At 63.5% G+C, this 25,050-nt stretch carries 20 protein-coding genes and 1 tRNA gene; 14 read left to right on the top strand and 7 right to left on the bottom strand.

The features are described from left to right. Positions 1-127 precede the first annotated feature (127 nt). Entirely contained in the window at positions 128-1,177 is a 1,050-nt protein-coding gene (locus tag G3N59_RS13955) for an oxidoreductase (protein WP_205983208.1), read from the bottom strand. A 389-nt stretch (positions 1,178-1,566) separates the two neighbouring features. Here G3N59_RS13955 and G3N59_RS13960 point away from each other — a divergent pair, with 389 nt between their 5' ends. Then, positions 1,567-3,657, top strand: coding sequence for a UvrD-helicase domain-containing protein (locus tag G3N59_RS13960; RefSeq protein ID WP_205983209.1), 2,091 nt, complete (start codon positions 1,567-1,569; stop codon positions 3,655-3,657). Between the two features lie 105 nt (positions 3,658-3,762). On the opposite strand, the gene G3N59_RS13965 is transcribed toward G3N59_RS13960, so the two are convergent. Next, positions 3,763-4,668 carry a c-type cytochrome gene (locus G3N59_RS13965; protein ID WP_205983210.1) on the bottom strand — a complete coding sequence of 302 codons (906 nt, stop codon included), beginning with the start codon at positions 4,666-4,668 and terminating at the stop codon, positions 3,763-3,765. Between the two features lie 374 nt (positions 4,669-5,042). Between G3N59_RS13965 and G3N59_RS13970 the strand changes: the two genes are divergently transcribed. From G3N59_RS13970 to G3N59_RS14025, 12 genes are all read left to right on the top strand, one after another. Next, positions 5,043-5,118: transfer RNA gene (locus G3N59_RS13970), tRNA-Arg, on the top strand. Between the two features lie 423 nt (positions 5,119-5,541). Beyond that, a complete protein-coding gene (locus G3N59_RS13975; protein ID WP_346777881.1) occupies positions 5,542-6,198 on the top strand; it encodes an acetyltransferase in 657 nt (218 codons plus the stop codon). Between the two features lie 14 nt (positions 6,199-6,212). After that, positions 6,213-6,452 (top strand): acyl carrier protein, encoded by a 240-nt coding sequence (locus G3N59_RS13980; RefSeq protein ID WP_167063794.1) that lies wholly within the window; start codon positions 6,213-6,215, stop codon positions 6,450-6,452. Then, entirely contained in the window at positions 6,449-7,867 is a 1,419-nt protein-coding gene (locus G3N59_RS13985) for an AMP-binding protein (RefSeq protein ID WP_205983211.1), read from the top strand. The genes G3N59_RS13980 and G3N59_RS13985 overlap by 4 nt, the downstream gene beginning before the upstream one ends. Continuing rightward, complete coding sequence (locus G3N59_RS13990) at positions 7,846-8,928, top strand: acyl-protein synthetase (RefSeq protein ID WP_205983212.1); 1,083 nt, start codon at positions 7,846-7,848, stop codon at positions 8,926-8,928. The genes G3N59_RS13985 and G3N59_RS13990 overlap by 22 nt, the downstream gene beginning before the upstream one ends. Next, complete coding sequence (locus tag G3N59_RS13995) at positions 8,909-10,135, top strand: acyl-CoA reductase (protein ID WP_205983213.1); 1,227 nt, start codon at positions 8,909-8,911, stop codon at positions 10,133-10,135. The genes G3N59_RS13990 and G3N59_RS13995 overlap by 20 nt, the downstream gene beginning before the upstream one ends. Positions 10,136-10,158: 23 nt before the next feature. After that, complete coding sequence (fabZ, locus tag G3N59_RS14000; protein WP_205983214.1) at positions 10,159-10,632, top strand: 3-hydroxyacyl-ACP dehydratase FabZ; 474 nt, start codon at positions 10,159-10,161, stop codon at positions 10,630-10,632. Next, entirely contained in the window at positions 10,629-12,242 is a 1,614-nt protein-coding gene (locus tag G3N59_RS14005; protein WP_205983215.1) for a GMC family oxidoreductase, read from the top strand. Before fabZ ends, G3N59_RS14005 begins: the two co-directional genes overlap by 4 nt. Further along, entirely contained in the window at positions 12,239-12,709 is a 471-nt protein-coding gene (locus G3N59_RS14010) for a hypothetical protein (protein ID WP_205983216.1), read from the top strand. Before G3N59_RS14005 ends, G3N59_RS14010 begins: the two co-directional genes overlap by 4 nt. Further along, on the top strand, positions 12,696-13,442 hold the full coding sequence (locus G3N59_RS14015; protein ID WP_205983217.1) for a glucose 1-dehydrogenase: 747 nt from the start codon (positions 12,696-12,698) through the stop codon (positions 13,440-13,442). The genes G3N59_RS14010 and G3N59_RS14015 overlap by 14 nt, the downstream gene beginning before the upstream one ends. 14 nt (positions 13,443-13,456) lie before the next feature. Then, the gene (locus G3N59_RS14020) at positions 13,457-14,281 is read left to right on the top strand and encodes a transketolase (RefSeq protein ID WP_241023424.1); all 825 of its coding nucleotides are present in this window, start codon (positions 13,457-13,459) and stop codon (positions 14,279-14,281) included. A 13-nt stretch (positions 14,282-14,294) separates the two neighbouring features. Next, positions 14,295-15,272: a transketolase C-terminal domain-containing protein gene (locus G3N59_RS14025; RefSeq protein WP_205983218.1), complete on the top strand. Its 978-nt coding sequence runs from the start codon at positions 14,295-14,297 to the stop codon at positions 15,270-15,272. 81 nt (positions 15,273-15,353) lie between these two features. On the opposite strand, the gene G3N59_RS14030 is transcribed toward G3N59_RS14025, so the two are convergent. Then, entirely contained in the window at positions 15,354-16,505 is a 1,152-nt protein-coding gene (locus G3N59_RS14030; RefSeq protein WP_205983219.1) for a DegT/DnrJ/EryC1/StrS family aminotransferase, read from the bottom strand. Between the two features lie 361 nt (positions 16,506-16,866). Here G3N59_RS14030 and G3N59_RS14035 point away from each other — a divergent pair, with 361 nt between their 5' ends. After that, positions 16,867-18,150, top strand: a complete 1,284-nt coding sequence (locus G3N59_RS14035; RefSeq protein ID WP_205983220.1) for a hypothetical protein — start codon at positions 16,867-16,869, stop codon at positions 18,148-18,150. A gap of 152 nt (positions 18,151-18,302) precedes the next feature. Here the strand turns inward: G3N59_RS14035 and G3N59_RS14040 are convergent, their stop codons facing one another. The 4 genes from G3N59_RS14040 to G3N59_RS14055 all read right to left on the bottom strand — a co-directional run bounded on the left by G3N59_RS14040 (position 18,303) and on the right by G3N59_RS14055 (position 24,897). After that, entirely contained in the window at positions 18,303-21,437 is a 3,135-nt protein-coding gene (locus G3N59_RS14040) for a tetratricopeptide repeat protein (RefSeq protein WP_205983221.1), read from the bottom strand. Between the two features lie 249 nt (positions 21,438-21,686). Continuing rightward, on the bottom strand, positions 21,687-21,986 hold the full coding sequence (locus G3N59_RS14045) for a flagellar protein FliT (protein WP_205983222.1): 300 nt from the start codon (positions 21,984-21,986) through the stop codon (positions 21,687-21,689). A gap of 33 nt (positions 21,987-22,019) precedes the next feature. Beyond that, positions 22,020-23,591 carry a flagellar filament capping protein FliD gene (gene fliD / locus G3N59_RS14050; RefSeq protein WP_205983223.1) on the bottom strand — a complete coding sequence of 524 codons (1,572 nt, stop codon included), beginning with the start codon at positions 23,589-23,591 and terminating at the stop codon, positions 22,020-22,022. A 142-nt stretch (positions 23,592-23,733) separates the two neighbouring features. Then, positions 23,734-24,897: a flagellin gene (locus G3N59_RS14055; protein WP_205983224.1), complete on the bottom strand. Its 1,164-nt coding sequence runs from the start codon at positions 24,895-24,897 to the stop codon at positions 23,734-23,736. Positions 24,898-25,050 lie beyond the last annotated feature (153 nt).

Here is a 25,050-nt window from a genome sequence, read left to right on the forward strand (position 1 = left end):
CGGCAAACGTCCCGCGCGCGCGGTGCGATGACCGCGCGGCTTGCGGCAGATGTAACCGTTTGTATGGACCTTTCAGCCGCGTCGGCGGACTGCAAGGTAGCGACGCTCAAGCCACAAGCCTCAAGGCTCAGGCAGCACGCGAAAACGCGATCGTGCGGCCTTCGGCTGCGCTTTGCATGGCCAGTTCGACGATCGTCATCACGTCGATGGCGTCCTGCGGGCTCACCGGGAACGGCTGGCCGTCGCGGATCGCGGCCGCCAGCGCGCGGTACAGATCGGCGTAATTGCCGGCTGCGTTGGGCACTTCGCACTCCGACTCCTGGCCGTCGTCGGCCATGGTGTGCAGGCGGCCGGCCTCGTTGCCGGCGCCGAAACCGGACTGGCCGGGGCGCAGGCCCGCCTTCAACTGGTCTTCCTGGGTATCGAGGCCGTTCTTCAGGTAGCTGCCGCGCGTGCCGTGGATCGCGAAACGCGGCGCGTAGGCGGCCAGCGCGCTTGCGTGCAGCACGGCGTCGAGACCGTCGTAACGCAGCACGATATGCGCGTAATCGGGTGCGCTGGCGTTGTCGCGGCGCGTGTGGACGAAGGCCGTCACCGCTTGCGGCGCGCCGAACAGGGCCAGCGTCTGGTCGATCAGATGCGGGCCGAGATCGTAGAGCAGGCCGCCGCCGCGCGTGGCGTCCTCGCGCCAGCGCTGACGCACCAGCGGGCGGAAGCGGTCGAAGTGCGATTCGTAATGCGTGACGCGGCCAAGCTCGCCGTTCGCGATCAGTTGTTTGACGGTGAGGAAATCGCCATCCCAGCGGCGGTTGTGGAAGGGCGCGAACACCAGACCGCGCTGCTTCGCGATGGCCGCGAGCGTGCGCGCCTCTTCGGCGGTGAGCGTGACGGGTTTGTCGACCAGCACATGCTTGCCGCGCTCCAGCGTGCGGCGCGCGAGCTCGTAATGCGTGTCGTTGGGCGTGGCGATGACGACGCATTCGATGGCGTCGAGTGCGAGCAGCGCGTCGATATCGGGCACGATCGCGGCGTCCGGGTAATCGGCCTGCGCGCGCTCGGCCTGGCTCGTGGCGATGGCGGCAAGCGTGGCAGCGCCGCTATGGGCGATCACGGGAGCGTGGAAGGTCTGGCCGGCGAAGCCGTAGCCCATCAGGCCGATTTGCAGCGGTGCAGTCATGAAGCGCGTCCTCTTTCCAGCGGTTTGCAGAAGGTGATGCAGCGGTGATGCAGCATGCCCGGCGGCAGCGCGGGTAGCGTGGCCGCAGGCGGAGGCAAGGGGCTATTTTGGCACGCACGACGCCGCGCGTGGCGGCCCGCAAGGGACAGATGAGCCGTGGCGAGCGGGCCTGGATCGGCCATTAGCGGGGTGACATCGGCAGGGCGGCCGGGCGTGTTAACATCGCACCTCTCGCGCGAGAGGCCCGGTGCGCTGAACCAGCCGCGCCCTGGTTGTTTCGCCTCTCGCCCGCGCGGCTCGCCGCGTCTGCGCCGTCCAGCGTCGCAGACAGCGCGAACGAAGCCCGCGCCTCCCAGCCGTAACCACCCGTTTTTCACTTCCAGGCAACGATGTCCGCAGGTCTGAACCCCGCCCAAAACGAAGCGGTGCGCTATCTCGACGGTCCCTGTCTCGTGCTCGCCGGCGCGGGCAGCGGCAAGACGCGCGTCATCACGCAGAAGATCGCGCACCTGATCGAAGCGAAAGGCTTCGAACCGCGCCATATCGCGGCCGTCACCTTCACCAACAAGGCCGCCGCCGAAATGCGCGAGCGCGTGGGCAAGCTGCTCGAAGGCAAGACGCTCACGACGCCCGGCAAGGAAGGCCGCAAGGTGCCCGCTCACCAGCTCACGGTCTGTACCTTCCACTCGCTGGGCGTGCAGATTTTGCGTCAGGAAGCCGAGCATCTCGGCCTCAAGCCCCAGTTCTCGATCATGGATTCGGACGACTGTTTCTCCATGATCCAGGAGCAGGTCGGCTCGACCGATAAAGGCTTTATCCGCAAGATCCAGTCGATCATTTCGCTCTGGAAGAACGGCCTCGTGATGCCCGAGGAAGCGCTTGCGACGGCTTCGAACGAAGACGAACACCAGGCCGCCATCGTCTACCGCAACTACATGGCGACGCTGCACGCCTATCAGGCGGTGGACTTCGACGATCTGATCCGCCTGCCCGCCGAACTGTTCGCGAAGAACGAGCAGGTGCGCGAGCGCTGGCAGAACAAGCTGCGCTACCTGCTGGTCGACGAATACCAGGACACCAACACCTGCCAGTACGAGCTGCTCAAGCTGCTGGCGGGCCCGCGCGCGGCGTTCACGGCCGTGGGCGACGACGACCAGGCCATCTACGGCTGGCGCGGCGCGACGATCGAAAATCTGGCGCAGCTCGGCAAGGATTATCCGAAGCTGCACGTCATCAAGCTCGAACAGAACTACCGCTCGACGGTGCGCATTCTGACGGCGGCGAACAACGTCATCGCGAACAATCCGAAGCTGTTCGAGAAGAAGCTCTGGTCCGAGCACGGCATGGGCGACACGATCACCGTCACACCCTGCAACGACGAAGAGCACGAAGCGGAGTCGGTGGTGTTCCGGCTTTCCGCGCACAAGTTCGAGCGCCGCGCGCAGTTTCGCGACTACGCGATCCTGTATCGCGGCAACTTCCAGGCGCGCATCTTCGAACAGGTGCTGCGCCGCGAACGCATTCCGTACGTGCTCTCGGGCGGCCAGTCGTTCTTCGATAAAGCCGAAATCAAGGACATCTGCGCGTATCTGCGCCTGATCGCCAACCACGACGACGATCCCGCCTTCATCCGCGCGATCACGACGCCGCGCCGGGGCGTGGGCAACACCACGCTCGAAGCGCTCGGCTCGTTTGCGGGGCAGGCGAAGGTGTCGCTGTTCGAGGCGGTGTACATGGGCGGCATCGAGGCGCGGCTGTCCGCGCGCCAGGTCGAACCGATGCGCGTGTTCTGCGACTTCATGCAGCGTCTGGCCGAGCGCGCGCTCAAGGAACCGGCGACCGTCGTGCTCGACGATTTGATGGACGCGATCCACTACGAGGCCTATCTGTACGACGCCTTCGACGAGCGCCAGGCGCAGTCGAAGTGGCAGAACGTGCTGGAATTCCTCGAGTGGCTCAAGCGCAAGGGCACCAAGCCCGAGCAGGAGATCGGCGAAGACAGTGAAGCCACCGGCTACGACAACACCGACGGTCTCGCCGATACCGGCAAGAACCTGATGGGCCTGATCCAGACCGTCGCGCTGATGTCGATGCTCGAAGGCAAGGAAGAAGACCCGGACGCGGTGCGCCTTTCGACGGTGCATGCGTCAAAGGGGCTGGAGTATCCGCACGTGTTCCTGGTGGGCGTCGAGGAAGGCATCATGCCGCACCGTGGCGGCTCGGAAGACGACATCATCGACGATTCGCGCATCGAGGAAGAGCGCCGTCTGATGTACGTGGCGATCACGCGTGCGCAGCGCAGCCTGCATCTGAACTGGTGCAAGAAGCGCAAGCGGGCGCGCGAGACGGTGGTGTGCGAAGCGTCGCGCTTCATCCCCGAGATGGAACTGGACGACGCGCCGCCGCCGACCGCCGAGGAAGCGCCGATGTCGCCGAAGGACCGGCTGGCGAGCTTGAAGGCGTTGCTGCAGAAGGGCTGAGTTTTACGACGCTGAAAACGTGAAGGGCCGCATCGATCGACGATGCGGCCCTTTGTTTTTCTGCGCCTTCTACGCATTCAGCGCTTTCAGCGATGCGCGGCAGGCTTACTTCGCGGCGCTCACCATGTAATCGACGGCGGCTTTGACGTCGGCGTCGGAGGCGTTGGAGCCGCCTTTCGGGGGCATCTGGCCTTTGCCGTGCAGCGCGTAGTTGTAGACCGTGTCGATCGGATCTTTCAGACGCGGCGCCCAGTCGGCCTTGTTGCCGAACTTCGGCGCGCCGAGCACGCCCGCCGCGTGGCAGGCCTGACAGACCTGCGTGTAAAGCGCCTTGCCGGCCTGCGAGGCGTCGGCGCTTTGCGTCGCGCCGCCTGCCGGTGCCGAACCGGTCTGGGGAATCGCGGCGATCGCTGCGGCCGCCGCCGAGGCTTGCGCGGCGTTGGCGTCCATCACACCGGAGGCCGGCGCTGCGGCCGCCGCACCCGACGCGGCGTTGGCTGCGCCTGGCGCGGGCTTGGGCGGGTCCTGGAAGTTCGCGCCGCCGTGGTTCGCCATATAGGCGACGGCGAGGCCGATCTCGTAATCGGAATAATCGTCCGGGTTCGTGCCGCCGCGCGCGGGCATCGCGCCCTTGCCGGCGAGCGCCGTGTGCCAGAGCGTGTCGTAGCCCTGCGCGATGCGCGGCGCCCAGTCGCCCGAGTTGCCGAACTTGGGTGCGCCAGCCGCGCCGCTCGCATGACACGCCGAGCAGACCGCCTGATAGACCTGCTCGCCGGTCTTGTAGACGCGCGGCGCATTGGCGTCGCGAACCGACACCTGCGCGATGGGCGCAATACGGCTGGTGACCTGCTGGACAGAAAGCTCGTCGGTGCCTGCGCCGGTGCGCGTCGTGTTATCGACGTAGTACGCAAGCAGAATGATGATGACGATGGGGACGGCAAACCCGGCAATGACAGCGGCAATCAGCTGGCCGGGCGTTTTGATCGGGGCTCCGTGGGGTGCTTCGCTCATGCTTGTCTCGTCTCCCGTTGGTTTTTTGGTGAGCGGTACAGCAGGACGGCATTAGCCTTGCGATTGAGCAAACAGGGACGATTATAGACGCAAGGTTTCGCCGCCGGTGGCCGCGCGCGAGGGGTGTTCAGCGGGCGTTTACCCGAAGCCGGTGCGGCTGCCGGCGGGTGGTTTTGCAATTCGTGACGGATCATCGGCCGGGATTGTCGCGCTTCTTGCCGCATTGTGCCGCGAGCCGCGCCGCTCAAGGCTTCAAAAGGCCGCCAGGTGGACGCCGTCATGGAAACCGGGTATTCTCTCGGTCTCTTTGACGTTGCTATCTCCCCCGTGTTCATCGGGCTGATCGCAGCGCTCGAATGGCAATAAATGGCAACGCGCCCGTAGCTCAATGGATAGAGTACTGCCCTCCGAAGGCAGGGGTTGCTGGTTCGATCCCAGCCGGGCGCGCCAAGAATTGCATCGCTTCTCCATCCGTAATCCCACCGCAGTTTTCGAGACTCGACGCGCACTCGCGCAGCTTTGGCATTCCCGGATCAATCCATAGACCGCCCATGACCTCCGCCCACGGTGGACGATAAAGCGGTTCATTGCGCCCGTCGATCCGACCTCGCTTCCCGCAATACCCGCAGCCCTTGCAGACCTAACCGACTCCAGACGTCCGCCTGGCGCCCGGTTTGCGCCCGTCCAGCCCGTCCACAAGCCGTAAATTGGAGGGTTTTTTCGTGCCATCTCTGCGATTCGATCCAGGGCGTCTGCCTGCATACTCCTCCCACGGAATTCTCGCGACATCTGGGCCGCCGGCCGACGTGCCGCAGCAGCCCTTCACGGCGCCAGGCACGTTACGCGTGTCTTGCCTTTTCGCAGGTTTCTAACGTGACACGCAAACTTTTCATTTACGGCGCTGGCGGCTTCGGCAAGGAAGTCATGGACGTCGCCCGGCGCCAGAACGCAGCCACGAAGGCATGGGCCGACATCTGTTTCGTCGATGACATCTGCGACGAACGCGTGCGTCACGGTGCGAACGTACTGCGCTTCGACGAGATCCGTGAAGAGCTGGATCAGTGCGAGTTCGTGATTGCGGTTGGCGAACCGGCCGGGCGCGAAAAGCTCGCAGCGAAACTGCGTGCAGAGGGCGCCCGCCTCGGGCGCGTGATCGACACCAGCTCGATTGTTGCCGCGAGTGCGCGCGTGGGCGACGGCGTGATCGTCACGCCTTTTTGCTCGATTTCCAGCGATGCCGTACTCGGCGCCCACGCGTGTGTGAACACGATGGCGATCGTCGGCCACGACGTGCAGGTCGGCGACCACACGGTGATCTCGTCGATGGTGAATCTGGGAGGCGCGAGCGTTATCGGCAGCGGCAGCTATATCGGCATGGGTGCGCTGATCAAGGAGGGCGTGCGCATCGGCTCGAATACGATCATCGGCATGGGCTCGGTCGTGTACGGCGACATTCCAGACGACGTGATCGCGCTCGGCAATCCGGCGCGCGTGGCGCGTCCCAATACCGACCGTAAGGTCTTCAAGTGAAATTGGTATCGAACATGACTAACAAGGCAACGTACGACAAGGTGTTCATGGACTGCTTCGCAGTCCCGCAGGACGCGCTGAACGATCAATTCGTCTATCAGTGCGTACCGGCGTGGGATTCGGTTGGCCACATGGGCATGATCGCGGCCCTCGAAGACGCGTTCGGCATCATGATGGAAACCGAGGACATCATCGAATTCGGCTCGTACACCATCGGTATCGACAAGCTCAAGAAATACGGCGTCGAAGTATGAGAGTGAGCCTCATCAGCCGCGAGCATCCACAGCGTCCCGCCTTCATCGAACAGGATGGGCGCGCGCTGAGCTATGCCGGGCTGCACGAGGCAATCGATGATTGGGCGGCAGACCTGGCGGCCGGAGAGCTGGTGTTCGTGCTCGGGGACAACGATCTGCCGACCGCGCTCTGCTACCTCGGTGCACAACGCGGTGGCGCGGTGGCACTACTGCTCGCCCGCAATATTCACGAAGCACAGTTCGCGCGCCTGATGGGTGTCTATCGGCCGTCGCTCGTTTTCATGCCGGTCACGGCGACCTTGCCGGACGGCGCCACGCTCGTGCGCGAGGCCGGCGGCTACGGGCTTTATCGCCTGCCGCTCGCGGCTGCGTCCCGCCCCGCGCTGCACGCGGATCTTGCGTTGCTGCTCGCGACCTCGGGCTCGACGGGTTCGCCCAGGCTCGTGCGCCTGACGATGGCCAATCTCGAGGCGAACGCGGACTCGATTGCGCAGTACCTCGGCATCACCTGCGACGAGCGCGCGATCACCTCGTTGCCGATGAACTATTCGTACGGCCTTTCGGTCATCAATAGCCATCTGCGGGTGGGCGCGTCGATCGTGCTGTCCAACGGTTCGCTGATGGACGGCGGATTCTGGCGTCAGGTCAACGAGCAGCGCGTCACGAGCTTTGCGGGCGTGCCGTTCAGCTACGACATGCTGCTCAAGCTGCGGCTCGCGCGCATGGAGTTGCCTTCGGTGCGCACGCTCACACAGGCGGGTGGACGCCTCGACCCGGCGAAGCTCGCGCAAGTCGCCGAAATCTGTCGCGCGAAGGGCATCCGCTTCTTTCCGATGTACGGGCAGACGGAGGCGACAGCGCGCATCGCGTATCTCGAGCCCGAGGAAATCGCGCACAAGGCCGGTAGCATCGGTCGCGCGATTCCGGGCGGTCGTCTTTGGCTGGAAAGCGATGACGGTCGCGTGCTCGATGCCGCGGGCGAAGTCGGCGAACTGATCTACGCCGGCGCGAATGTCTCGATGGGCTACGCCGGGTGCGCCGATGATCTCGCGCTCGGCGACGTGAATCGCGGCGTGCTGCGTACGGGCGACCTTGCGCGCATCGACGAGGAAGGCTGCTTCTACATCGAAGGGCGACGCCGGCGTTTTCTGAAGATTTTTGGCATTCGCGTCTCGCTCGACGCCGTGGAGCGTATCGCCGCCGACCTGGGCGTGGTGTGCGCGGCGCACGGTGCGGACGACAAGCTCGTGATTCACGCCGAGCAGACGCCGCAATGGAATGCGCCGGCTTTGCGTGCCGATCTCGCGCAGCGTATCGGCGTGCATCCATCGGCGATTGCCGTCAACGCCTTGACCGAACTGCCGCGCTTGCCCACAGGAAAGGTGGACTATCCATGTCTGAGCCAGTTGTCCTGAACGACGTTCTCCAGTGGCCCGTGTATGGCATGGCGAAGTCGGAGAAGGATGCGAGCCTGCTGCGCGAACTGCATCGCCTGACCGGTCTGCACTACGAAGGATGCACGGGGTATCGCGCGATCCTCGACAAGTTCGGGCTTGCGCGCGCCGCAGGCTCGCTTGCTACGCTGCCTTTCCTGCCGGTGCGTCTCTTCAAGCACGAAACGCTGCTGAGCGTGCCGCAGGCCGAGGTCGTCAAGACCATGACTTCGTCCGGCACGAGTGGCCAGAGCGTTTCACAGATCTTTCTCGACCGTCAGACCGCCGCGCTGCAGGTGAAAGTGCTGGCGCGCATCGTCGCTGACCTGATCGGTCCGAAGCGCCTGCCGATGCTCGTGATCGACTGCCGCGCGACGGTGGCAAACCGCTATCGCTTTTCTGCGCGCACGGCGGGCATTCAGGGTTTCTCGATGTTCGGCCGGGATGTCGAATTCGCTCTCGACGACGACATGTCGCTCAATGTCGAGCGCGTGCGCGCCTTCCTTGCGAAATATCCCGACCAGCCCATCCTGATGTTCGGCTTCACCTTCGTGGTGTGGCTGCATCTCGTGCTGGCGCTCGAAGCCAGTGGCGAAACCCTGCCGCTCGAGCACGGCATCCTGATCCACGGCGGCGGCTGGAAGCAACTGCAGTCGCAGGCGGTGAGTGCCGATGTTTTTCGCCAGCGCATCGGCAAAGTCTCCGGGCTCTCGCGCGTGCACAACTACTACGGCATGGTCGAGCAGACCGGTTCGATTTTCGTCGAGTGCGAGCACGGTCATCAACACGCCTCGTCGTGGTCGGACGTGATCGTGCGCGACCCGGTCGATTTCGGGGTGCTGCCGCCTGGAGAACGTGGGCTGATCCAGCTGCTTTCCGTGATCCCGCACAGCTATCCGGGCCATTCGCTGCTGAGCGAGGACGAGGGCGAGATCGTTGGCGTGGACGATTGTCCGTGCGGACGCAAAGGCACGTATTTCAAGGTGCATGGTCGCATCCAGAATGCCGAAACAAGGGGCTGCAGTGATACGTATTCCCGCTGAGATTCGCGCGAAGCTCGAGGTCGTGATCGGCGATCCGCAGCAGGTTTCCTGCACGCCCGCGCCGGTGTTCGATCCGCTGCGGATCGATTTTCTCGCCGACCTCTCGCGCGTGCTACTCGCATACCCGCAGGCGCGCGAGTTGCCGGACGTCGTGACGTTCGCCTACTGGTGCCGCCGCGCGAATCTCGCGCAGCTCGCGAACAGGTATCGCGCGGGCGACGCGCAAGACGCGGTGCGTCTCGGCCTCGGTCTTTCGTTTCACATCTGCCCTTCGAACGTGCCCGTGAACTTCGCGTTCTCGCTCGCGTTCGGTCTGCTTTCGGGCAATGCCTGCGTGTTGCGGCTGTCGTCGAAGCCCGCGCCAGCGACGGAGCGCATCGTGGCCGCGCTCACGCAACTGCTCGGCGAACAGAAGTATGCGGAAGTGGCCGAAGGGCTGCTCGTTCTGCGTTTCGAGCGCGACGACGACGTGAACCGATTCTGGCTCACCGCTGCCGATGCGCGCGTGGTGTGGGGCGGCGACGCCACCGTCGAGCACATGCGCAGCCTGCCGTGCCGGCCGCGCTCGCGCGAAGTGGCGTTCCCCGACCGCTACTCGTTTTGCGTGCTGGAGCCGCACGCGGTGCTCGCACTCGATCACGCGGAGATGCTGGCGCTCTGCGGGCGTCTTTACAACGATCTGTATCTGATGGACCAGGCGGCGTGCTCGTCGCCGCAGCTCGTCGCGTGGATTGGCGCAGCGCACGATGTCGTCGCCGCACAGGCGCGCCTGTGGCCGGCGCTCGCGCAATACGCGCGCTCGCGCTATGCGGCCAGCGCGGTTCAGATGATGGACAAATACGTCGATGCCTGCCGCCATGCCGTGAGCAACGAGCGTGTACTCGCGGTCGAGCAGCACGGCAACGTGCTCTACCGGATCGGGTTGTCGGAGCTCGCGCAGGACCAGGACAGCCGTCGCGGGTATTTCGGCACGATCCACGAGGTGACGCTCGCATCGCTCGACGCACTCGCGCCGTTCGTCAACGAGCGCTATCAGACCCTGACTTATTTCGGCCTCGAGCGCACCGCGTTGCGCGACTTCGTCGTGGCCCAGCGCCTGCGCGGCGTGGATCGCGTGGTGCCGGTTGGCCGGGCACTGGATATGAATATCGTGTGGGACGGCTACGACATCGTCGCCAGTCTCTCGCGCGTGGTCGACATTCAATGACCCGCGCTGCACCGGAGAAACAGATGGAAAGCTTCAGCCTCAATTGCATCGAACTTCAGGCCTACCAGCCGAACCGCTATCCCTTCCTGATGATCGACCACGTCGACGAGGTTCTTCCAGGCAAGTACGCGCGCGGCTACAAGAACCTGACCATGAACGAGTGGTACTTCCCTGTGCATTTCCCGGGCGGCCCCAATATGCCGGGCGCGCTGCAACTGGAAGCGCTGGCGCAGATGCTGACCGTCGCGATCACCACGCTGCCGGGCCTCAAGGGCAAGGTCACGCACGCGCTCCAGCACACGGTGCGCTATCGCAAGGAAGTGCTGCCCGGCAAGAAGTTCGAGATCGAGACCGAAGTGCTGTCGTGGCGCCGCGGCATCTGCAAGGGGCGTGGCATTGCACGCGTGGATGGCGAAGTCGCTTGCGAAGCCGACATGCTGATCACGATTCCCGAGATCCTCGAACAGTTCCTTCCGCCGAAGGCCGTATCGGCATGAAAGATGTCGCGGACATCGTGATCGTCGGCTCGGGTGCAAGCGGCGCGGCCGCCGCGTGGGCGCTCTCGCGCTCGCCTGGCCTGCGCATTGTTTGCCTCGAACAGGGCGCACGCACGACGCCCTCCGGGTACCCGTCGACGAAAATCGACTGGGAGCTCGAGCGCGCCGGTGCGTACAGCTCGAATCCGTCGGTGCGCCAGAACGCCGCCGATTATCCGGTCGACGATTCGGCCTCACCGATCTCGATTGCGAACTTCAACGGCTTCGGCGGCAGCACGATCCTGTATTCCGCGCATTTCCCGCGCTTTCATCCGTCGGATTTCCGCACGCGCAGCCTCGACGGCGTCGGCGACGACTGGCCGCTCGACTACGAAGCCCTTCAGCCCTTCTTCGCCGAAAACGAACGCATGATGGGCGTGGCGGGGCTGGTCGGCGACCCCGCTAATCCGGAGTACGAATCGTTGCTCCCGCCGCTTCCGCTCGGGCCGGCAGGTCGTGCGATGGCCGGCGCGTTCAATGCACTCGGCTGGCACTGGTGGCCTTCGTATGCGGCGATCAACACGCATCGTCACGGCAATCGCGGTGCCTGCATCAATCTGGGTCCGTGCAACACCGGCTGCGCGCAAGGTGCGAAAGCGAGCGTCGATGTCACGTACTGGCCGCAGGCGCAGCGTCAGGGCGTCGAGGTGCGCACGCAATGCCGCGTGCGCGAGATCACGCTCGACGCGCGCGGGCTCGCCGATGGCGTGCTCTACACCGATGAGGCCGGCTGCGAGCAGCGACTCGAAGCGCGCGTGGTGGTCGTGGCGTGCAGCGGCGTCGGCACGCCGCGCCTGCTGCTCAACTCGAAGTCGAGCGCGTTTCCGGACGGTCTGCTCAACGACAACGGGCTCGTGGGCCGCAATCTCATGCTGCATCCGCTCGCGTATACCGAAGGCGTGTTCGAAGACGATCTGCAGTCGAGCTTCGGGCCGCATGGCGCGTGCATGCTCAGCCAGCAGTTTTACGAAACGTCGTCTGAGCACGATTTCGTGCGCGGCTACACCATGCAGGTACTGCGCGGCGCGCCGCCGGCGGAAACGGCCGTGTCCGGTTACTTCATGCGCCAGGTGCCGCTCGGGCCCGATCATCACAAGCGTTTCGCCCAACTTTACAACCGCACGGTCGGCATCGCGGTTATCACCGAGGATCTGCCGGAGCCGGAAAATCGGGTTGAACTCGACTACGCGAACTGCGATTCGAGCGGCATGCCCGGCGTGAAAATCACCTACCGCCTCGGCGAGAACACGAAGCGCATGCTCAAGCACGGTATCGACGCGAGCAAGGCTGTGTTCGCCGCGGCAGGCGCAAAAGTCGTGTCGTCGTTTGCGCCGGTGCGCCACACCGGCTGGCATTTGATGGGCACCACGCGCATGGGCGACGATCCTGCGACTTCCGTCGTGAATCGCTACGGCCAGGCACATGCAGTAAAGAATCTTTTCGTCGTCGACAGCAGCATTTTCGTGACCGCCGGCGCGGTGAACCCCGTCGCGACGGCGCAGGCGCTGACGCTGATGGCATGCGATTACCTGCAGCGCAACCTGAACACGCTGATGGAGACGCCGCAATGATCGAACTCGTGCTGGACACGATGCTGCCGGGCGACGCCGCACTCGGCGTGCCGAATGCCTCGGCCATCGACTTCGAGGGCTATCAGCTGCGCCATCGCATAACGCAACAGGTCGACGCGTTTCTGGGCGTGCTCACACGGGTGGCGCACGAGCGCTTCGGGCGAGGGTTCGAAACACTCGACGCCACGTCGCGTCTGGCCGCGATCAACGCCTGCAAGCTCGCTGACGTACGCGTGTTTTCCGCATTCGTCACGCACGCCATGCGCGCGTATTACACGGATCGCATCGTGCTGAACGCCATTTCAGCCGGCCCGGTGCCACCGTTTCCTGCCGGCGCCGAACTGCCCGCCGACGACTGGACGATTCTCGAGCCAGTGTACGAGCGCGGTCCGATCTGGCGTGCGGCCGCCGGGATCGACGCGGGTGCCGCAAATGAAACCACAGGACACTCCGATGTTGCTCAATGACAAGGTGGCAGTCGTCACCGGCGCGAATCGCGGGATCGGCGACGCGATCACGCGAACCTTTCTCGCCAACGGCGCGCGCGTGCTCGCGTGCGTGCGCGACCCCGCCGCGGCGGCGGTGACGCAATGGCTCGCTGCACTCGAAGCGGAGCACGGCGCACGCGTGCAGACCATCGCGCTCGACCTCGCCGATGAAACCTCGATCAAGGCCGCGATCAAGTCGATCATGGTGGCGTCGCCACGCATCGACGTGCTTGTGAACAATGCCGGCGTGGCGAGTGGCTCGATCATGCAGATGACCGCGATGGCCGAATTGCGCCGTGTCTTCGAAATCAACTTCTTCGGCCAGATCCAGTTGAGCCAGGGGCTCGCAAGGCTCATGGCGCGCAACAAGTCGGGCTCGATCATCAACCTCGCTTCCACGGCCGCGATGATTGCTGACCCTGGTACGCTCGCCTATGGCGCGAGCAAGGCCGCATTCGCGCGCGCCACGCAGAGCATGGCGACCGAACTGGGTGCAAGCGGCATCCGCGTGAATGCGATCGCGCCGGGGCCCACGCGCACGGAAATGTTCGAGCAGATGGCCGAGGCCGCGCGTGAACAACTCGTCGCCGCTTCCGCGCTCAAGCGTGCGGGCGAAGCGCAGGACGTGGCCAACGTGGCGCTGTTCCTCGCGTCCGACCTCTCTTCGTTCGTCACCGGGCAGACTCTGCGCGTGGACGGCGGCATCGTTTGATTCAAGGACTTCTCATGAGTGCCTACCCCGAAATCGACCGTATGGCGCGCGTCATGCGCCAGAAGATTCTCGATATCAGCCATCATTGCAACCAGAGCGCTCACCTGGGCGGCGGTCTGTCGATGGTCGAAATCATGGCGACGCTCTACGCGCGCGTGCTGCGCTACGACCGCAACGACCCGCGCTGGGCGCAGCGCGACCGCTTCATCCTGAGCAAGGGCCACGGCGTGCTCGGTTACTTCCCGGCGCTGCTGGCGGCCGGCCTCATCGACGAGGCGACCTTCAACACGTTCAAGACCAACGAGAGCGACCTGATCGCCCACCCGGTGATGAATCTCGATCTTGGCATCGAGTCGTCGAACGGCAGTCTCGGGCAGGGTCTTTCGATGGCGGTCGGCATTGCGCTCGCGGCGAAGAAAAAGCGCGAGTCGTACCGCGCGTTCGTGCTGCTCGGCGATGGCGAATGCAACGAAGGTTCGGTGTGGGAGGCCTTCATGGCGGCGGCGCAGCTGCGGCTCGACAACCTTGCTGTCGTGATCGACTACAACAAGCTGCAAAGCGATGGCGACTCGACGCAGATCATCGATTTCGGCGATCTCGCGGCGCGCCTGCGCGCCTTTGGCTGGGATGTGCGCGAGGTGGACGGCCATGACGTCGACCAGATCGTGCCGGCCTTCGAGACGGCGCCCGCAGAGGGCAGACCGCTCGCAGTCGTCGCACATACGGTCAAGGGCAAGGGCATTTCCTTCATGGAAAACAACAACGAATGGCACCATAACCGGCTCACGCGCGCGAACTACGATCTCGCGCTCGCCGAACTCGGCGCGCTGGTGGAGTAAGGGAGATCTGAAGATGGTGGAAATCAACGCGAGCAATGCGCGCCAATGGTCGCGGCTCGGTTCGCGCGGCGTGTTCGGCCAGGCTGTGTTGTCGGTTGCCGATCAGTATCCGGACATGATGGTGATGTCGGCCGATCTCGGCAATTCGTCGGGGCTCGATCGCTTCAAAAAGGCCTTTCCGGAGCGCTTCCTGAACGTCGGTATTGCCGAGCAGAACATGATCGGCGTGGCCGCCGGTCTCGCGAAAGAAGGCTACAACGTTTTCGCGACTTCGTTTGCGCCATTCATCTCGATGCGGGCGGCCGAGCAGATCCGCATGAATCTCGGCTACATGGAGATGAACGTGAAGGCCGTGGCGATCGGCAGCGGCGTGTCGATGGCGTTCCTCGGCAACTCGCACTACGGCATCGAAGACGCGGCGGTCATGCGAGCCATTCCGAATATGACGGTGGTGTGCCCGGCGGATTGCGCCGAGATCTTCAAGACGGTCGAAGCCGCAGCGGCGTTCGAAGGGCCGATGTATATCCGCCTCACCGGCGCGGTCAACAATCCTCCCGTCTACACCGCAGACTACGATTTCCAGATTGGCCGCGCGCATACGCTGAGCGAGGGCTCGGACGTGACCATCGTCGCGAACGGCACGATGGTCTACGAATCGCTCGCCGCAGCGAAGCTGCTGGAGGCCGAAGGGCTTTCCGTGGGCGTGGTCAACATGCATACGCTCAAACCGATCGATACGGCCGCCATCGACGCGGCAATGGCGCGTTCGAAGCTGCTGGTGACAGTCGAGGAGCACTCGGTCATTGGCGGGCTGGGCAGCGCGGTTGCCGAGTACAAGGCGGCCAAACGCAACGCACCCCCGCAGCTGTTGATCGGCCTGCCGGACCGCTTCGACAAGGCGGGCGAATACCGCTATCTGCTGGAGAAGCACGGTCTCGTGGCGGCAAAGATCGCAGAGCGCATCCGCGCGGCGATGGTGGAAAGCGACTGAGACTTCGCGCTCGAAAGGAAAAAGCCCGCATCGTTCAATGCGGGCTTTTTCTTTGTTCGCGTGCGGACCGGCGCGCGGTGGCTAGCGCACGTGGCTTGCGATGATATCGACGATGCGATCCTGCTGCGCGGCGGTAAGGGCGGGGAAAATCGGCAGGCACAAAACCTTGCGCGCGGCTTGCGCGGCGACCGGCAGGTTCGCGCGCTGCGCGGAAGGCAGGCCGCGATACATCGGGAAGTCGGAGATCAGCGGGTAGAAGTAGCGGCGCACGATCACGTCCTGCCGGCGGAATGCTTCGTACAGTGCGTCGCGATCGAGCGGATAGTCGTCTTCCACGAGAATCGGGAAATACGCGTGATTCGCGATGCCGCGCTCGCACGCCGGCAGGCAGCGAATCCCCGGCATGTCAGCAAGCTGCTCGCAGTAGCGGCGAGCGATTTCGGCGCGGCGCGCGAGCGCGTCGTCGATATGCTTGAGTTGCAGCAGTCCGAACGCAGCGTTGATCTCGCTCATCTTGCCGTTGATGCCAGGCGCCACGACCGTGGTTTCATCGACGAAGCCGAAGTTTTTCAGATGGTCGATACGCTGCTTCGTTTTCGCATCCGGGCAGATGATCGCGCCGCCTTCGAAGGTGTTGAACACCTTCGTCGCGTGAAAGCTCAACACCGAGAGATCGCCCGCACGCAGGATGCTGCCCGTTTCGTTGCGCACGCCGAACGCATGCGCGGCGTCGTAGATGACCTTGAGGTTGTAGTTGTCCGCAATCTGCTGGATCGCCTCGATGTCGCACGGATAACCATAGCAATGCACGGGCATGATGGCCGTGGTCTGCGGCGTGATGGCCGCCTCGATCTTCGCCGGGTCCATGTTCAGCGTGGCAGGATCGACATCGACGAACACCGGCTTGACGCCGTTCCACAGCAGCGAATGTGCCGTCGCCACGAAGGAATAGGGCGTCGTGATGACTTCGCCGGTAATGCGAAGCGCCTGCAAGGCGGTCACGAGACCCAGCGTGCCGTTGGAGAACAGCGCGAGATGTTCGACCCCGAGATATTCGCTCAGGGCCGCTTCGAATGCCTGATGAAACGGCCCGCCATTGGTGAGTACCCGGCTCTGCCAGATTTCCTCCAGATACGGGATGAACTCACTCAGCGGCGCGAGATGCGGCTGGGTAACATAGATGCGTTCAAGCGCGAGATCGGGAAGGGACTCGGCGGGGAGGCTGGCATTCATGGTTCGCGGTCTGGATCTTGCGGTCTTGTGCGCTGGGGCTCGCTGGCCACCTGCGCGGGCCGGAGGCCGACGCCAGCGCACCAGGGCGATATTTGAATGATTATCGCGTTGCTTGCCGTCGCACCAAGGGCCGAGTTAGGGCCCAAATCCATGCCATTTCAGCGCATTGACTGCGGCGCTTTCGCGCGAACCTCGCTGTGGTGGCGGGCGAGGGCAGCCAGCACTTCAGAACGGCGTGCTGGAGTCCGTTAACTACGAAGGCAGCTGCAAAAGCCGTTATTTCGTGCGCCCGTGAATCGATCCGCTGGCGCCGGCCCGCCGCCCCGACTTGCCGCCGCCCCTAAACCGTATTTCGCGAATTATGTCGACTAGCGCTTCGCAACATTCATCACCGCATCCCTATTACATCTACGCGCCCGCGTATCGGGAAACCTCCGCCGGCATCGTCGTCCTGCACACGCTTTGCCATGAGCTGAACAGTCGCGGTCACGAAGCGTATATCGTCGGCACTTCCGTGGTGAATCCTGCGTTGCGGACCCCCGTTTTGTCGGCTGAACATGCTGACAGTCATCGACAGCGTGGACGGGTTCCGATCGTCGTGTACCCCGAGGTCGTGTCCGGCAATCCGCTAGGCGCGCAGGTCTGTGTCCGTTACATTCTGAACACCGTGGGTCGTCTGACGGGGCAACCTTTGAACGAAGGAGAGGAAGATCTGATCTTCTATTACTCCGAGAATTTCATTGGGGACAAGCAGAAAGACGAGGTCGACTACCTGTACTTGCCGGTTCTCGATACGAATCTGTTCAAGCCTGATCCGGCAAAGGTCAAGGACAGGAGTTTTGTCTTTCAATACCGCTACCCGCTGGAGAAAATCGATTTTTCGCGATTCCCGCCCGGCACTGAACTCCTGTCGATGGCAAACCCCGTCTCGCTGGCCGAACTGGCGGCGAAGCTTCAAACGGGCAAAGTCCTTTACAGCTATGAACTGTCGGCCGTCTGCGTCGAGGCCATGATGTGCGGTTGTCCCGTCATCTTCATGCAAGAGGGCGGTTTGCGCGCGACGCCGGATAGTTTCATGTTCGGCACCAATGGCTCGGCTATGGCGAGCGAAAGAAATGGCTTGCAGCGCGCAGCTGCAACGGTGAGCGTCGTTCATCCCATTGTTCTGAGCCAGATGGGCGTGTTTGCGGCGCAACTCCCCTGGTTCGTCGAAAGCACCCAGGAGGCGTCGCGCAAGGTGCAGTCGCGCACCCAGGCGGCCGTGGTGACGCCGGGCAGCGGCCCGCAAGCCGGCGACGGGGAAGCTGGCCACGCCGCAACCACGAAGCCGTCGTCTGGAAAGACCGCGCTTACGGCCGGCGTGCTGATTCTCGATCCCGCCGGCGACGGGCAAAAAATCCAGCAAACCTTGCAGAGTATCGATGCCGATTGCGCGAAAGATCTGCTGGTCGTCGTACTGACTACGTTGAATGCCGAGGTTCCTGCGTGGACGCCACGTTTGCGTTATCTGAAGGCGACCACGCGAGAATATCCGGCTGTGGTGGAGGCGGTTTCAGCGCACGCCGAGATCAATTGGCTGACCATCGCCGAAGCCGGGACGTCGCTCGCCGGTTTTTTTGAAAGTCAGAGCGTCATACAGGCGTGAGCTTTTTCTGGCAGCCGCGATGAACGAAAAGGCGCGCTTCGGCGCGCCTTTCGCTTTTTGCCCGCTCCATGAGAGAAAGCCGGGCCTCGTGATTCCACGAGACCCGGCCTGAGGTTTCCTGCATAACGGGGCAGGCCCGTTTGAAGACCTGATTATTCGCCGTATTTGCTCAAATACTGCGCGTATCCTTCGCGCCAGCTTGGCGTGCCGAATGCGCCGCCGCTCTCATGCACGACCGAGATCGGCCATGTGCCCATTCTCAGGCCCTTGAGTTCGGCGCCGCGACAAAAGTCCAGATCGTAGAAGTGGAACTTGAACTGTTCATCGAAGCGCAGATCGCTACGTGAAAGCGTGTCGCTGTCCGCGATCAGCATTAGGCCGTCGAGGAGCTTGCATTCCTGTCCCGAGGGGCCGAAGTTCGACGCGATGTCGCATGGAAAGCCCTTGCCGTGGCCGACAGTCCCGCTCAGGTAGCGGCGCTCGTCCCACTTGAGCTCCGGTGTGAAAGCCCACGACGGCTGACGCGCAACGCGACGCAGGTTGCCGGCGAGTCCCACCACGTCGAAACGGGCCAGCGATTCGCGGATGCGCTCGTTCCAGAAGAGATCCTGCAGCCAGATATCGTCGTGGACGAAAACCAGGATGGCCGGGTTTTGCTTTGCGTCTTCGATTGCTGCGTTGTAGATGCTTGGCAATCCGCGGGTGTTGCTGTCGAACAGTTGCAGTTCGATGCCCGGCAATTGCGCGTAGAGCTTTAGCGAACGGCCCAGCGCGGTGTCGCTCGAGAAGCGCTCGCGGCTGCTACGGGTGCCGCACACGAGTCGAATCGGCTTGCGCGCCGAAGGCATCGGCGTTGTCAACCCGATCGACGTGATGGGCGCCGAAGCCGTTGCGCGCACCGATGCAGCATCGCTGGCCTGATGCGATTGCAGATCGCGCGCCTGCGTTTCAATCTGCGCGACGGAGGTGTCCTGGGCCTGCACTTCGAAATGCTCGGGCGCGAGGCCATTGCACCAGCGTTGCCACATGGTGCGCAGCGCGCGCGACGCGGCGTTGGCAATCGTGCTTGCGCTGACGATCGGCGACTGCATGCAGTGTCCGCGCAGCTCGCGCCGGACGGTCGCGAGCGCTTCCGGGTCGGCTGCGAGCGCAGCGCACTTGCGCACGAAGTCGTCCTTGCCGGTTGCCACGAACGCGTCCTGCAGACCGAGATGCGAGAGCCAGCCTGTGCTGCCGCGGCTCGCCATCGAGTAGCTTGGCAGCGTCATGGTCGGCACGCCCATCCACAGCGCATGCATGGTCGTGGTCGAACCGGCGAACGGGAACGCGTCGAGGCAGACATCCACCATGTGATGCTGCTGCAGGTAGTTGGTCACGCTCTTGCGTTGCATGAAGCTGATGCGGCTCGCGTCGATGTGCTCGTTCGCGAACATGCCGGCAATCTTGCTCATTTGCTCCGTCGACGCGATCGCGCCGACCAGCATGCGCGAATTGGGTACTTCGCGCAGCACGCGCGCCCACAGCGCAACCACTTCCGGCCCGATTTTCACGATGCGGCTAAAGCTGCCGAAGGTCAAATGACCGTTCTTCAGCGCAGGCAATTCGTTGACGTCCGGCGCTTCCGGATGCGGCTTGAACGGCGCGAGCGCGGGCAGAAAGACGAGCTTCTCCGAGAACTGGCTCGCGAACTGTTCGAGCGGCGTGACGAAACGGTCCGACAGGTAATAGTCGATTGCCGTGAGGCCCGTCGTCGACGGATTGCCGATCCAGCTCACCTGCACCGGTGCGGGTTTGTGCGCGAACGCCACCAGCCGGTTGCGGCCGGTGTGACCCGAGAGATCGATCAGGATGTCGATGCCGTCGTTGCGGATCGTTTGCGCAACCACTTCATCGCTCATGCCGAAGATTTCGCGCCAGCTTGCCGCGTGCGCGCGGATTTTTTCAGTGAAGCCGTCGCTTGCGGCGTAGTTCGAATAGAAGTGCAGCGACAGGTTCGGGTCGAGCGCCAGATGCTCGACCACCGAAAGCAGGAAATAGGCGACCGGATGATCGAACAGATCGCCCGATACGAAGCCGATCTTCAGACGTTTCGCCGGATCGCGCTCGTTGGTGTGCTGCGGCCATTTCGCGCGCAGGGGCGCTTCGTAGCGATCGGCAAAGGCGCGGAATTCCGCAAACGCCCGGGGCGCGTCGAGATCGTGCTTGTGCATCAAGCCGAACAGCAGATTGCTGTTCGTCGGCGCCTGACCCGGCGCCATTTCGAGCGCGCGACGGAAGGTGACTTCGGCTTCGTCATACTCGCCGTGCTGTGCGAGCGCGTTACCCAGCGCGTCGAGTTCGAGCGCGTCGTGCGGGGCCAGTTCGACCGCTCGGCGAATATTGGCGATGCCTTCCGCGCTGCGGCCGGTCACCTGAAGGGTCGAGCCGAGAGTGCGGTACAGGGCGGCGCAGTCGGGATGGCGTTCGAGAGCCTGACGGCAGTGCTGTTCGGCTCGCACGAACTGACGCACGATGTATAGCGCATCGGCCAGCATCGTTTGTGCAATGACCTGGCCGGGAAGCAGGCGCGCGGCTGCTTCGGCCGCATGCACAGATTCCGCGAAGCGGCCGTTGCGTTGTAGCGCGTGCGTGAGCGCAAGCCAACATTCGCCTTGTCCCGGATACGACTCGCTCAGGCGGCGCGCGACGTCTAGCGCAGCATCGATTTTGCCTGCGTTGAAGAGGTCGGCGTATTCCTGCATTTCCGCCACCGTGGCGCGGCGCGGGTCGGCGTCGCTCGCAGGTGGTGTCTGAGCCGGGCTTTGCAGTGTGGCCTTTTGCTCTGCCTGCTGCTCCGGCTGCGCGGCGGTCGACGAGGTCGATTTCCCCTGGCTGCTTTCTTCGGCAAGGCGCGCGCGCAAAGTGGCGACGGCATCCTGCGGCAAGCCGCACTGGAGCGCAAGGTCCAGCGAGACGCGCGCCGCTTCGAACTGGCCGCTGCCGGTAAGAGCGTTGAAATAGTAGACCCAGAGCTGCGCGAAATTCGGCGTATGGCCGAGCACCAGTTCGAAATGCTGCACGGCTTCAGCGGGCAGTCCCGTCTGCATGCGCAGCACGCCCATGTGGTAATTCGCGTCCACATGATCGCTGTCCGCGTCGAGCACCGCGGCATAGAGCGCGGCGGCATCGGCGTATTCCTGCTTGCGGTGATGTTCGATCGCGGCCTGCATCACGAGATCGATATCCTGTTCCCGTTGCGCTTCGGGAAGGAGCGAAGTTGAATTGGTCAAAGTGGGGAAAGCGGTCATGACGATGGCGCGCGAACGCGTCCAGGAGCGGGAAGTGTGGAAATTATGCGGGGAGCGCCTGTCGGCCGATGCGCCGAGATGGAGTCAAAACGACCGCTATTTTGAAGCGTAAATTTCCGGTCACGACGCAGCCGCGCGAGCACGGTAAACAGGGCGCAAAAACAAAAAGCCCGCGCGAAGCGGGCTTTGGGTCGGGCTTTGCACCACGAAGGGCGTCAAGCGCGTGCTATCCGGGGACGGCGTGCGCGCTCAGAACTGCGCGATCCGTTGATATTGACTGACGTTGCGGGTTGCCCGCATGTTCGCCTGATATTCGGTGCCGAGCGCACGTTGCGCGACTTGTGCAGCTTCGGCAACGCGGGCGTTGATCGCGTGAATTTCACGCAGCTGCGCGAGAACGGCGGGCGATTGCTGAGCGCCCAGCGCCATGAGAAGGGGCGAGCGGGCATCCACAAGCATGGCCGCCTGCTCCCACTCGCCTACAGCCGCCGCCTGCTCGATTGCCTTCGTGAATTGCCAGATGCGTTCGATGCCGGTCTGTGCGTCCATGCTTGCGCCCCTTGGTCCTTAGGTTAGCTCGCGTTAGCTCTTGTTGGTGGCCAGCGCACCTGCGCTGTTGGTGCCGCCGAAGAGCTGCGTCAGGTACTGCTGGTTGTTGTTCATCGTCGCCATCAACGTGTTCAGCGCCGTGAACTGCGAAGTGTACATGCTCGTGAGCTGCGTCTGATAATCAGTCAGATTGCTCTGTTTTGTCGTCAGACTCGTCAGATCGGCATTGAGCGCGTTGGTGCGCGTTGCGATTACGCCTGTGCTCGACAGGTAGCTCGCAATGTTCGTGTTCAACTGCTCGGCCACGCCGTTGGTCGAGCTGAACAGCGTGGCGATGGTCGACTGATTGTTCTGCAACGCGGTGTTGAGCGTGTCGTTGTCGATCGAGAGCGTGCCATCCGCGCCCAGCGTGACGCCGATCGACGCCAGGCTGGTCGTCGTGCTGCCGTTCTTCACACCGGTTGCCACGATCGTCGCGAGCTGGTTCTGGATCATGTTCAGCGTCGAGTCGCCGAGCAGCACGCCTTGCGAGCTCGAAGTCGAGCTGAACGACGTCAGCGTGCCCATCGTCGTGACGAGCGTGTTGTACAGCGTGACGAAGTTGTTGATCGCGCTCGACTGGGCGCTGGTGTTCTGCGCAATCGTGAGCGTCTGGGGCGAGGAGCCGGTGGTGTCGACCGAGGCCGCCGACAGGCTCAGCGTGACGCCCGACAGCGCGGACGTATTAGTGTTGCTGGAGCTGGTGACGCCGGTGCCGTCGATCGTGAAATAGGCATCTTGCGCTGCCGTCGACTGGGTCCAGTAGCTCGTGTTATCGATGCTCGACTGGTTGGCCGTGAGGTTCGCCGAGGTCGCGCTGGCGTTGCCCGTCAGCGACGTGCCCGAGGTCGTGTTGACGGCGAGATTATTCAGCGCGTCACCGGTTGCCGAGTCGCTGATCGCGACGCTGATGCCGTTCGTCGAACCGGTGGTGGTCGCGTGCAGCACGAGGTGGGCGCCGTCGGCGCCATTCACCACCGAGGCGGTCACGCCGGGGTTGTTGCTCGCGCTATTGATCGCCGATGCGATGCCGGAAATCGTGCTGTTCGTGCCATTCAGCGAGATCGTGGTGCTCTGGCCATTGACGGAGAGCGTCATGGTCGCCGACCCGCTGGCCAGCGCGGTCGTCGCGCCGTAGCCCTTCGAGGTCAGCACCTGGGCCTTGGCGATCTGTGCAACGTCGAGCGAATACGTGCCTGCGACTGCGCCGGTGGCAGCCGTCGCCGTGATGCCCGTACCGCTGGTGGTCGCCGAGAAAGCATTGACGGTGGTGCCGTCGGAAAGCGAGCCGAGGCTTGCCTGGAGCGCCGAAAGCGCCGCCGAAAGCGTGCCGTAGGCGGAAATCTGGGTGTTGTCGGTCGACTGCGAGGTCGCGATGGTCGCGGCCTGGCCGGCGATCTTTGCATTGACGAGCGCCGAAACGAGCGAGCTCACATCCATCGACGAGTTGCCGGTCGAACCGCTGATGATCGACTGTGCGGCTTCCTGCAGTGCGGCATTCGAAGACGCCGTGGTAGCGGCGACGGTGCTCGCGATCGTGCTGGCGGCCGAATTTACGGTGGACATGGACAGGCTCCCTGCTTGGGCGATGTCGTTTGATTCGATTCAGATCGGGGAAATGCCAATCGGGAGGCGAGCCTCCCGACCGGTTTGCGCCGCACGCACCGGATAAGGCGCGGGTGCGTGCGAGGCTTGCTGCGAGAAGCGCTTACTGGAGGAGCTTCAGGATCTGTTGCGGCTGCGAGTTCGCTTGCGCCAGAACCGAGATACCAGCTTGCTGCAGAACTTGAGCCTTCGACAGGTTAGCCGTTTCTTGAGCGAAGTCAGCGTCCTGGATCGACGATTGTGCCGTCGAGAGGTCGGTCGACTGAGCTTGCTGCGTGGTGCCGATTGCCGTGAAGCGGTTCTGTGCCGCGCCGAGCGTTGCCTGCAGGTTGTTCAGGACGTTCAGTGCGTTGTCGACCGATTCCATCGCCATCGAAGCGCCGCTTTGCGAGCTGATGTCGACGTTAGCAACCGTGGTCGGCTGGTTGTACGAGTTGACTTGCGAAACCACTGCTGCGTCGGTAGCCGAACCGCCGGCGGTACCCAGACCGCTCATTGCCGAGTCGCCCAGCGTCAGAGCCGTACCCGAACCGACGATGCTGTTGCCGCTGACCGTGCCGCCCGTGAACAGAGCCGAGACTGCCGTCGACGACAGTGCGCTGTTGTTCTGGTCGGTGAACGAGAAGCCGCCGCTGCCGTCCGAAACCACGTTGATCGACGTGATCGCTGCCGAGCCGCTCGAAACTGCGCCGCCGCTTGCGTCCAGGCTCAGGCCCGTGAACGTGCCGAGCGTCTGGCCAGCTTGCGGAACGCCGCTGCCAACCGATGCTGCCGACATGTTTTGCGACAGGTTCAGCGTGATCGTCTGACCGACGTTCGCGCCAACCTGGAACGACACCGAACCCAGCGTGCCGTTCAGGACGTTCATGCCGTTGTACGTCGTTTGCGAAGCAATACGGTTAATTTCCGAAACCTGCTGCGTCACTTCCTGCTGCAGTGCTGCGCGGTCGTCGTCGGTCATCGAGCCGTTGGTCGCTTGCGTAGCCAGCTGGCGGATACGTTGCAGGCTGCTGGTCAGCGACGACAGGCCGCTCGATGCGGTTTGCACCATCGACACGCCGTCGTTCGAGTTCGACACACCTTGATTCAGACCGTTGATCTGGGTCTGCATGATGTTCGAGATCGCGAGACCTGCTGCATCGTCAGCTGCGCTGTTGATGCGCTTACCCGACGACAGACGGGTAATAGCTTGCGACAGTGCGCTGCCCGAGCTGGTCAGGTTTTGTTGTGCAACCAGCGAGTTGATGTTGCTGTTAATTCCGAGCATGGAAATTCTCCTAGTCGGGCAATTAGCCCGTTACAAGCCACAATGACTTCGGCGGAAGCCTGGGTTCATTGCTGGCCGCCTCAGTAAAGGTTGACGGCGTGGGTGCAGAAAACTTGAGGGAGAAGCGCAAACATTCGAGACCTGATTTGCAGC

The organism is Paraburkholderia sp. Ac-20340 (assembly GCF_017104965.1).
GTDB lineage: Bacteria > Pseudomonadota > Gammaproteobacteria > Burkholderiales > Burkholderiaceae > Paraburkholderia.

Bases quoted from the DNA above. Each gene is read 5' to 3' on its own strand.
- G3N59_RS13955 (WP_205983208.1), bottom strand. From the start codon at position 1,177: ATGACTGCACCGCTGCAAATCGGCCTGATGGGCTACGGCTTCGCCGGC.
- G3N59_RS13960 (WP_205983209.1), top strand. From the start codon at position 1,567: ATGTCCGCAGGTCTGAACCCCGCCCAAAACGAAGCGGTGCGCTATCTC.
- G3N59_RS13965 (WP_205983210.1), bottom strand. From the start codon at position 4,668: ATGAGCGAAGCACCCCACGGAGCCCCGATCAAAACGCCCGGCCAGCTG.
- G3N59_RS13980 (WP_167063794.1), top strand. From the start codon at position 6,213: ATGACTAACAAGGCAACGTACGACAAGGTGTTCATGGACTGCTTCGCA.
- G3N59_RS13985 (WP_205983211.1), top strand. From the start codon at position 6,449: ATGAGAGTGAGCCTCATCAGCCGCGAGCATCCACAGCGTCCCGCCTTC.
- G3N59_RS13990 (WP_205983212.1), top strand. From the start codon at position 7,846: ATGTCTGAGCCAGTTGTCCTGAACGACGTTCTCCAGTGGCCCGTGTAT.
- fabZ (WP_205983214.1), top strand. From the start codon at position 10,159: ATGGAAAGCTTCAGCCTCAATTGCATCGAACTTCAGGCCTACCAGCCG.
- G3N59_RS14005 (WP_205983215.1), top strand. From the start codon at position 10,629: ATGAAAGATGTCGCGGACATCGTGATCGTCGGCTCGGGTGCAAGCGGC.
- G3N59_RS14010 (WP_205983216.1), top strand. From the start codon at position 12,239: ATGATCGAACTCGTGCTGGACACGATGCTGCCGGGCGACGCCGCACTC.
- G3N59_RS14015 (WP_205983217.1), top strand. From the start codon at position 12,696: ATGTTGCTCAATGACAAGGTGGCAGTCGTCACCGGCGCGAATCGCGGG.
- G3N59_RS14020 (WP_241023424.1), top strand. From the start codon at position 13,457: ATGAGTGCCTACCCCGAAATCGACCGTATGGCGCGCGTCATGCGCCAG.
- G3N59_RS14025 (WP_205983218.1), top strand. From the start codon at position 14,295: ATGGTGGAAATCAACGCGAGCAATGCGCGCCAATGGTCGCGGCTCGGT.
- G3N59_RS14030 (WP_205983219.1), bottom strand. From the start codon at position 16,505: ATGAATGCCAGCCTCCCCGCCGAGTCCCTTCCCGATCTCGCGCTTGAA.
- G3N59_RS14035 (WP_205983220.1), top strand. From the start codon at position 16,867: ATGTCGACTAGCGCTTCGCAACATTCATCACCGCATCCCTATTACATC.
- G3N59_RS14040 (WP_205983221.1), bottom strand. From the start codon at position 21,437: ATGACCGCTTTCCCCACTTTGACCAATTCAACTTCGCTCCTTCCCGAA.
- G3N59_RS14045 (WP_205983222.1), bottom strand. From the start codon at position 21,986: ATGGACGCACAGACCGGCATCGAACGCATCTGGCAATTCACGAAGGCA.
- fliD (WP_205983223.1), bottom strand. From the start codon at position 23,591: ATGTCCACCGTAAATTCGGCCGCCAGCACGATCGCGAGCACCGTCGCC.
- G3N59_RS14055 (WP_205983224.1), bottom strand. From the start codon at position 24,897: ATGCTCGGAATTAACAGCAACATCAACTCGCTGGTTGCACAACAAAAC.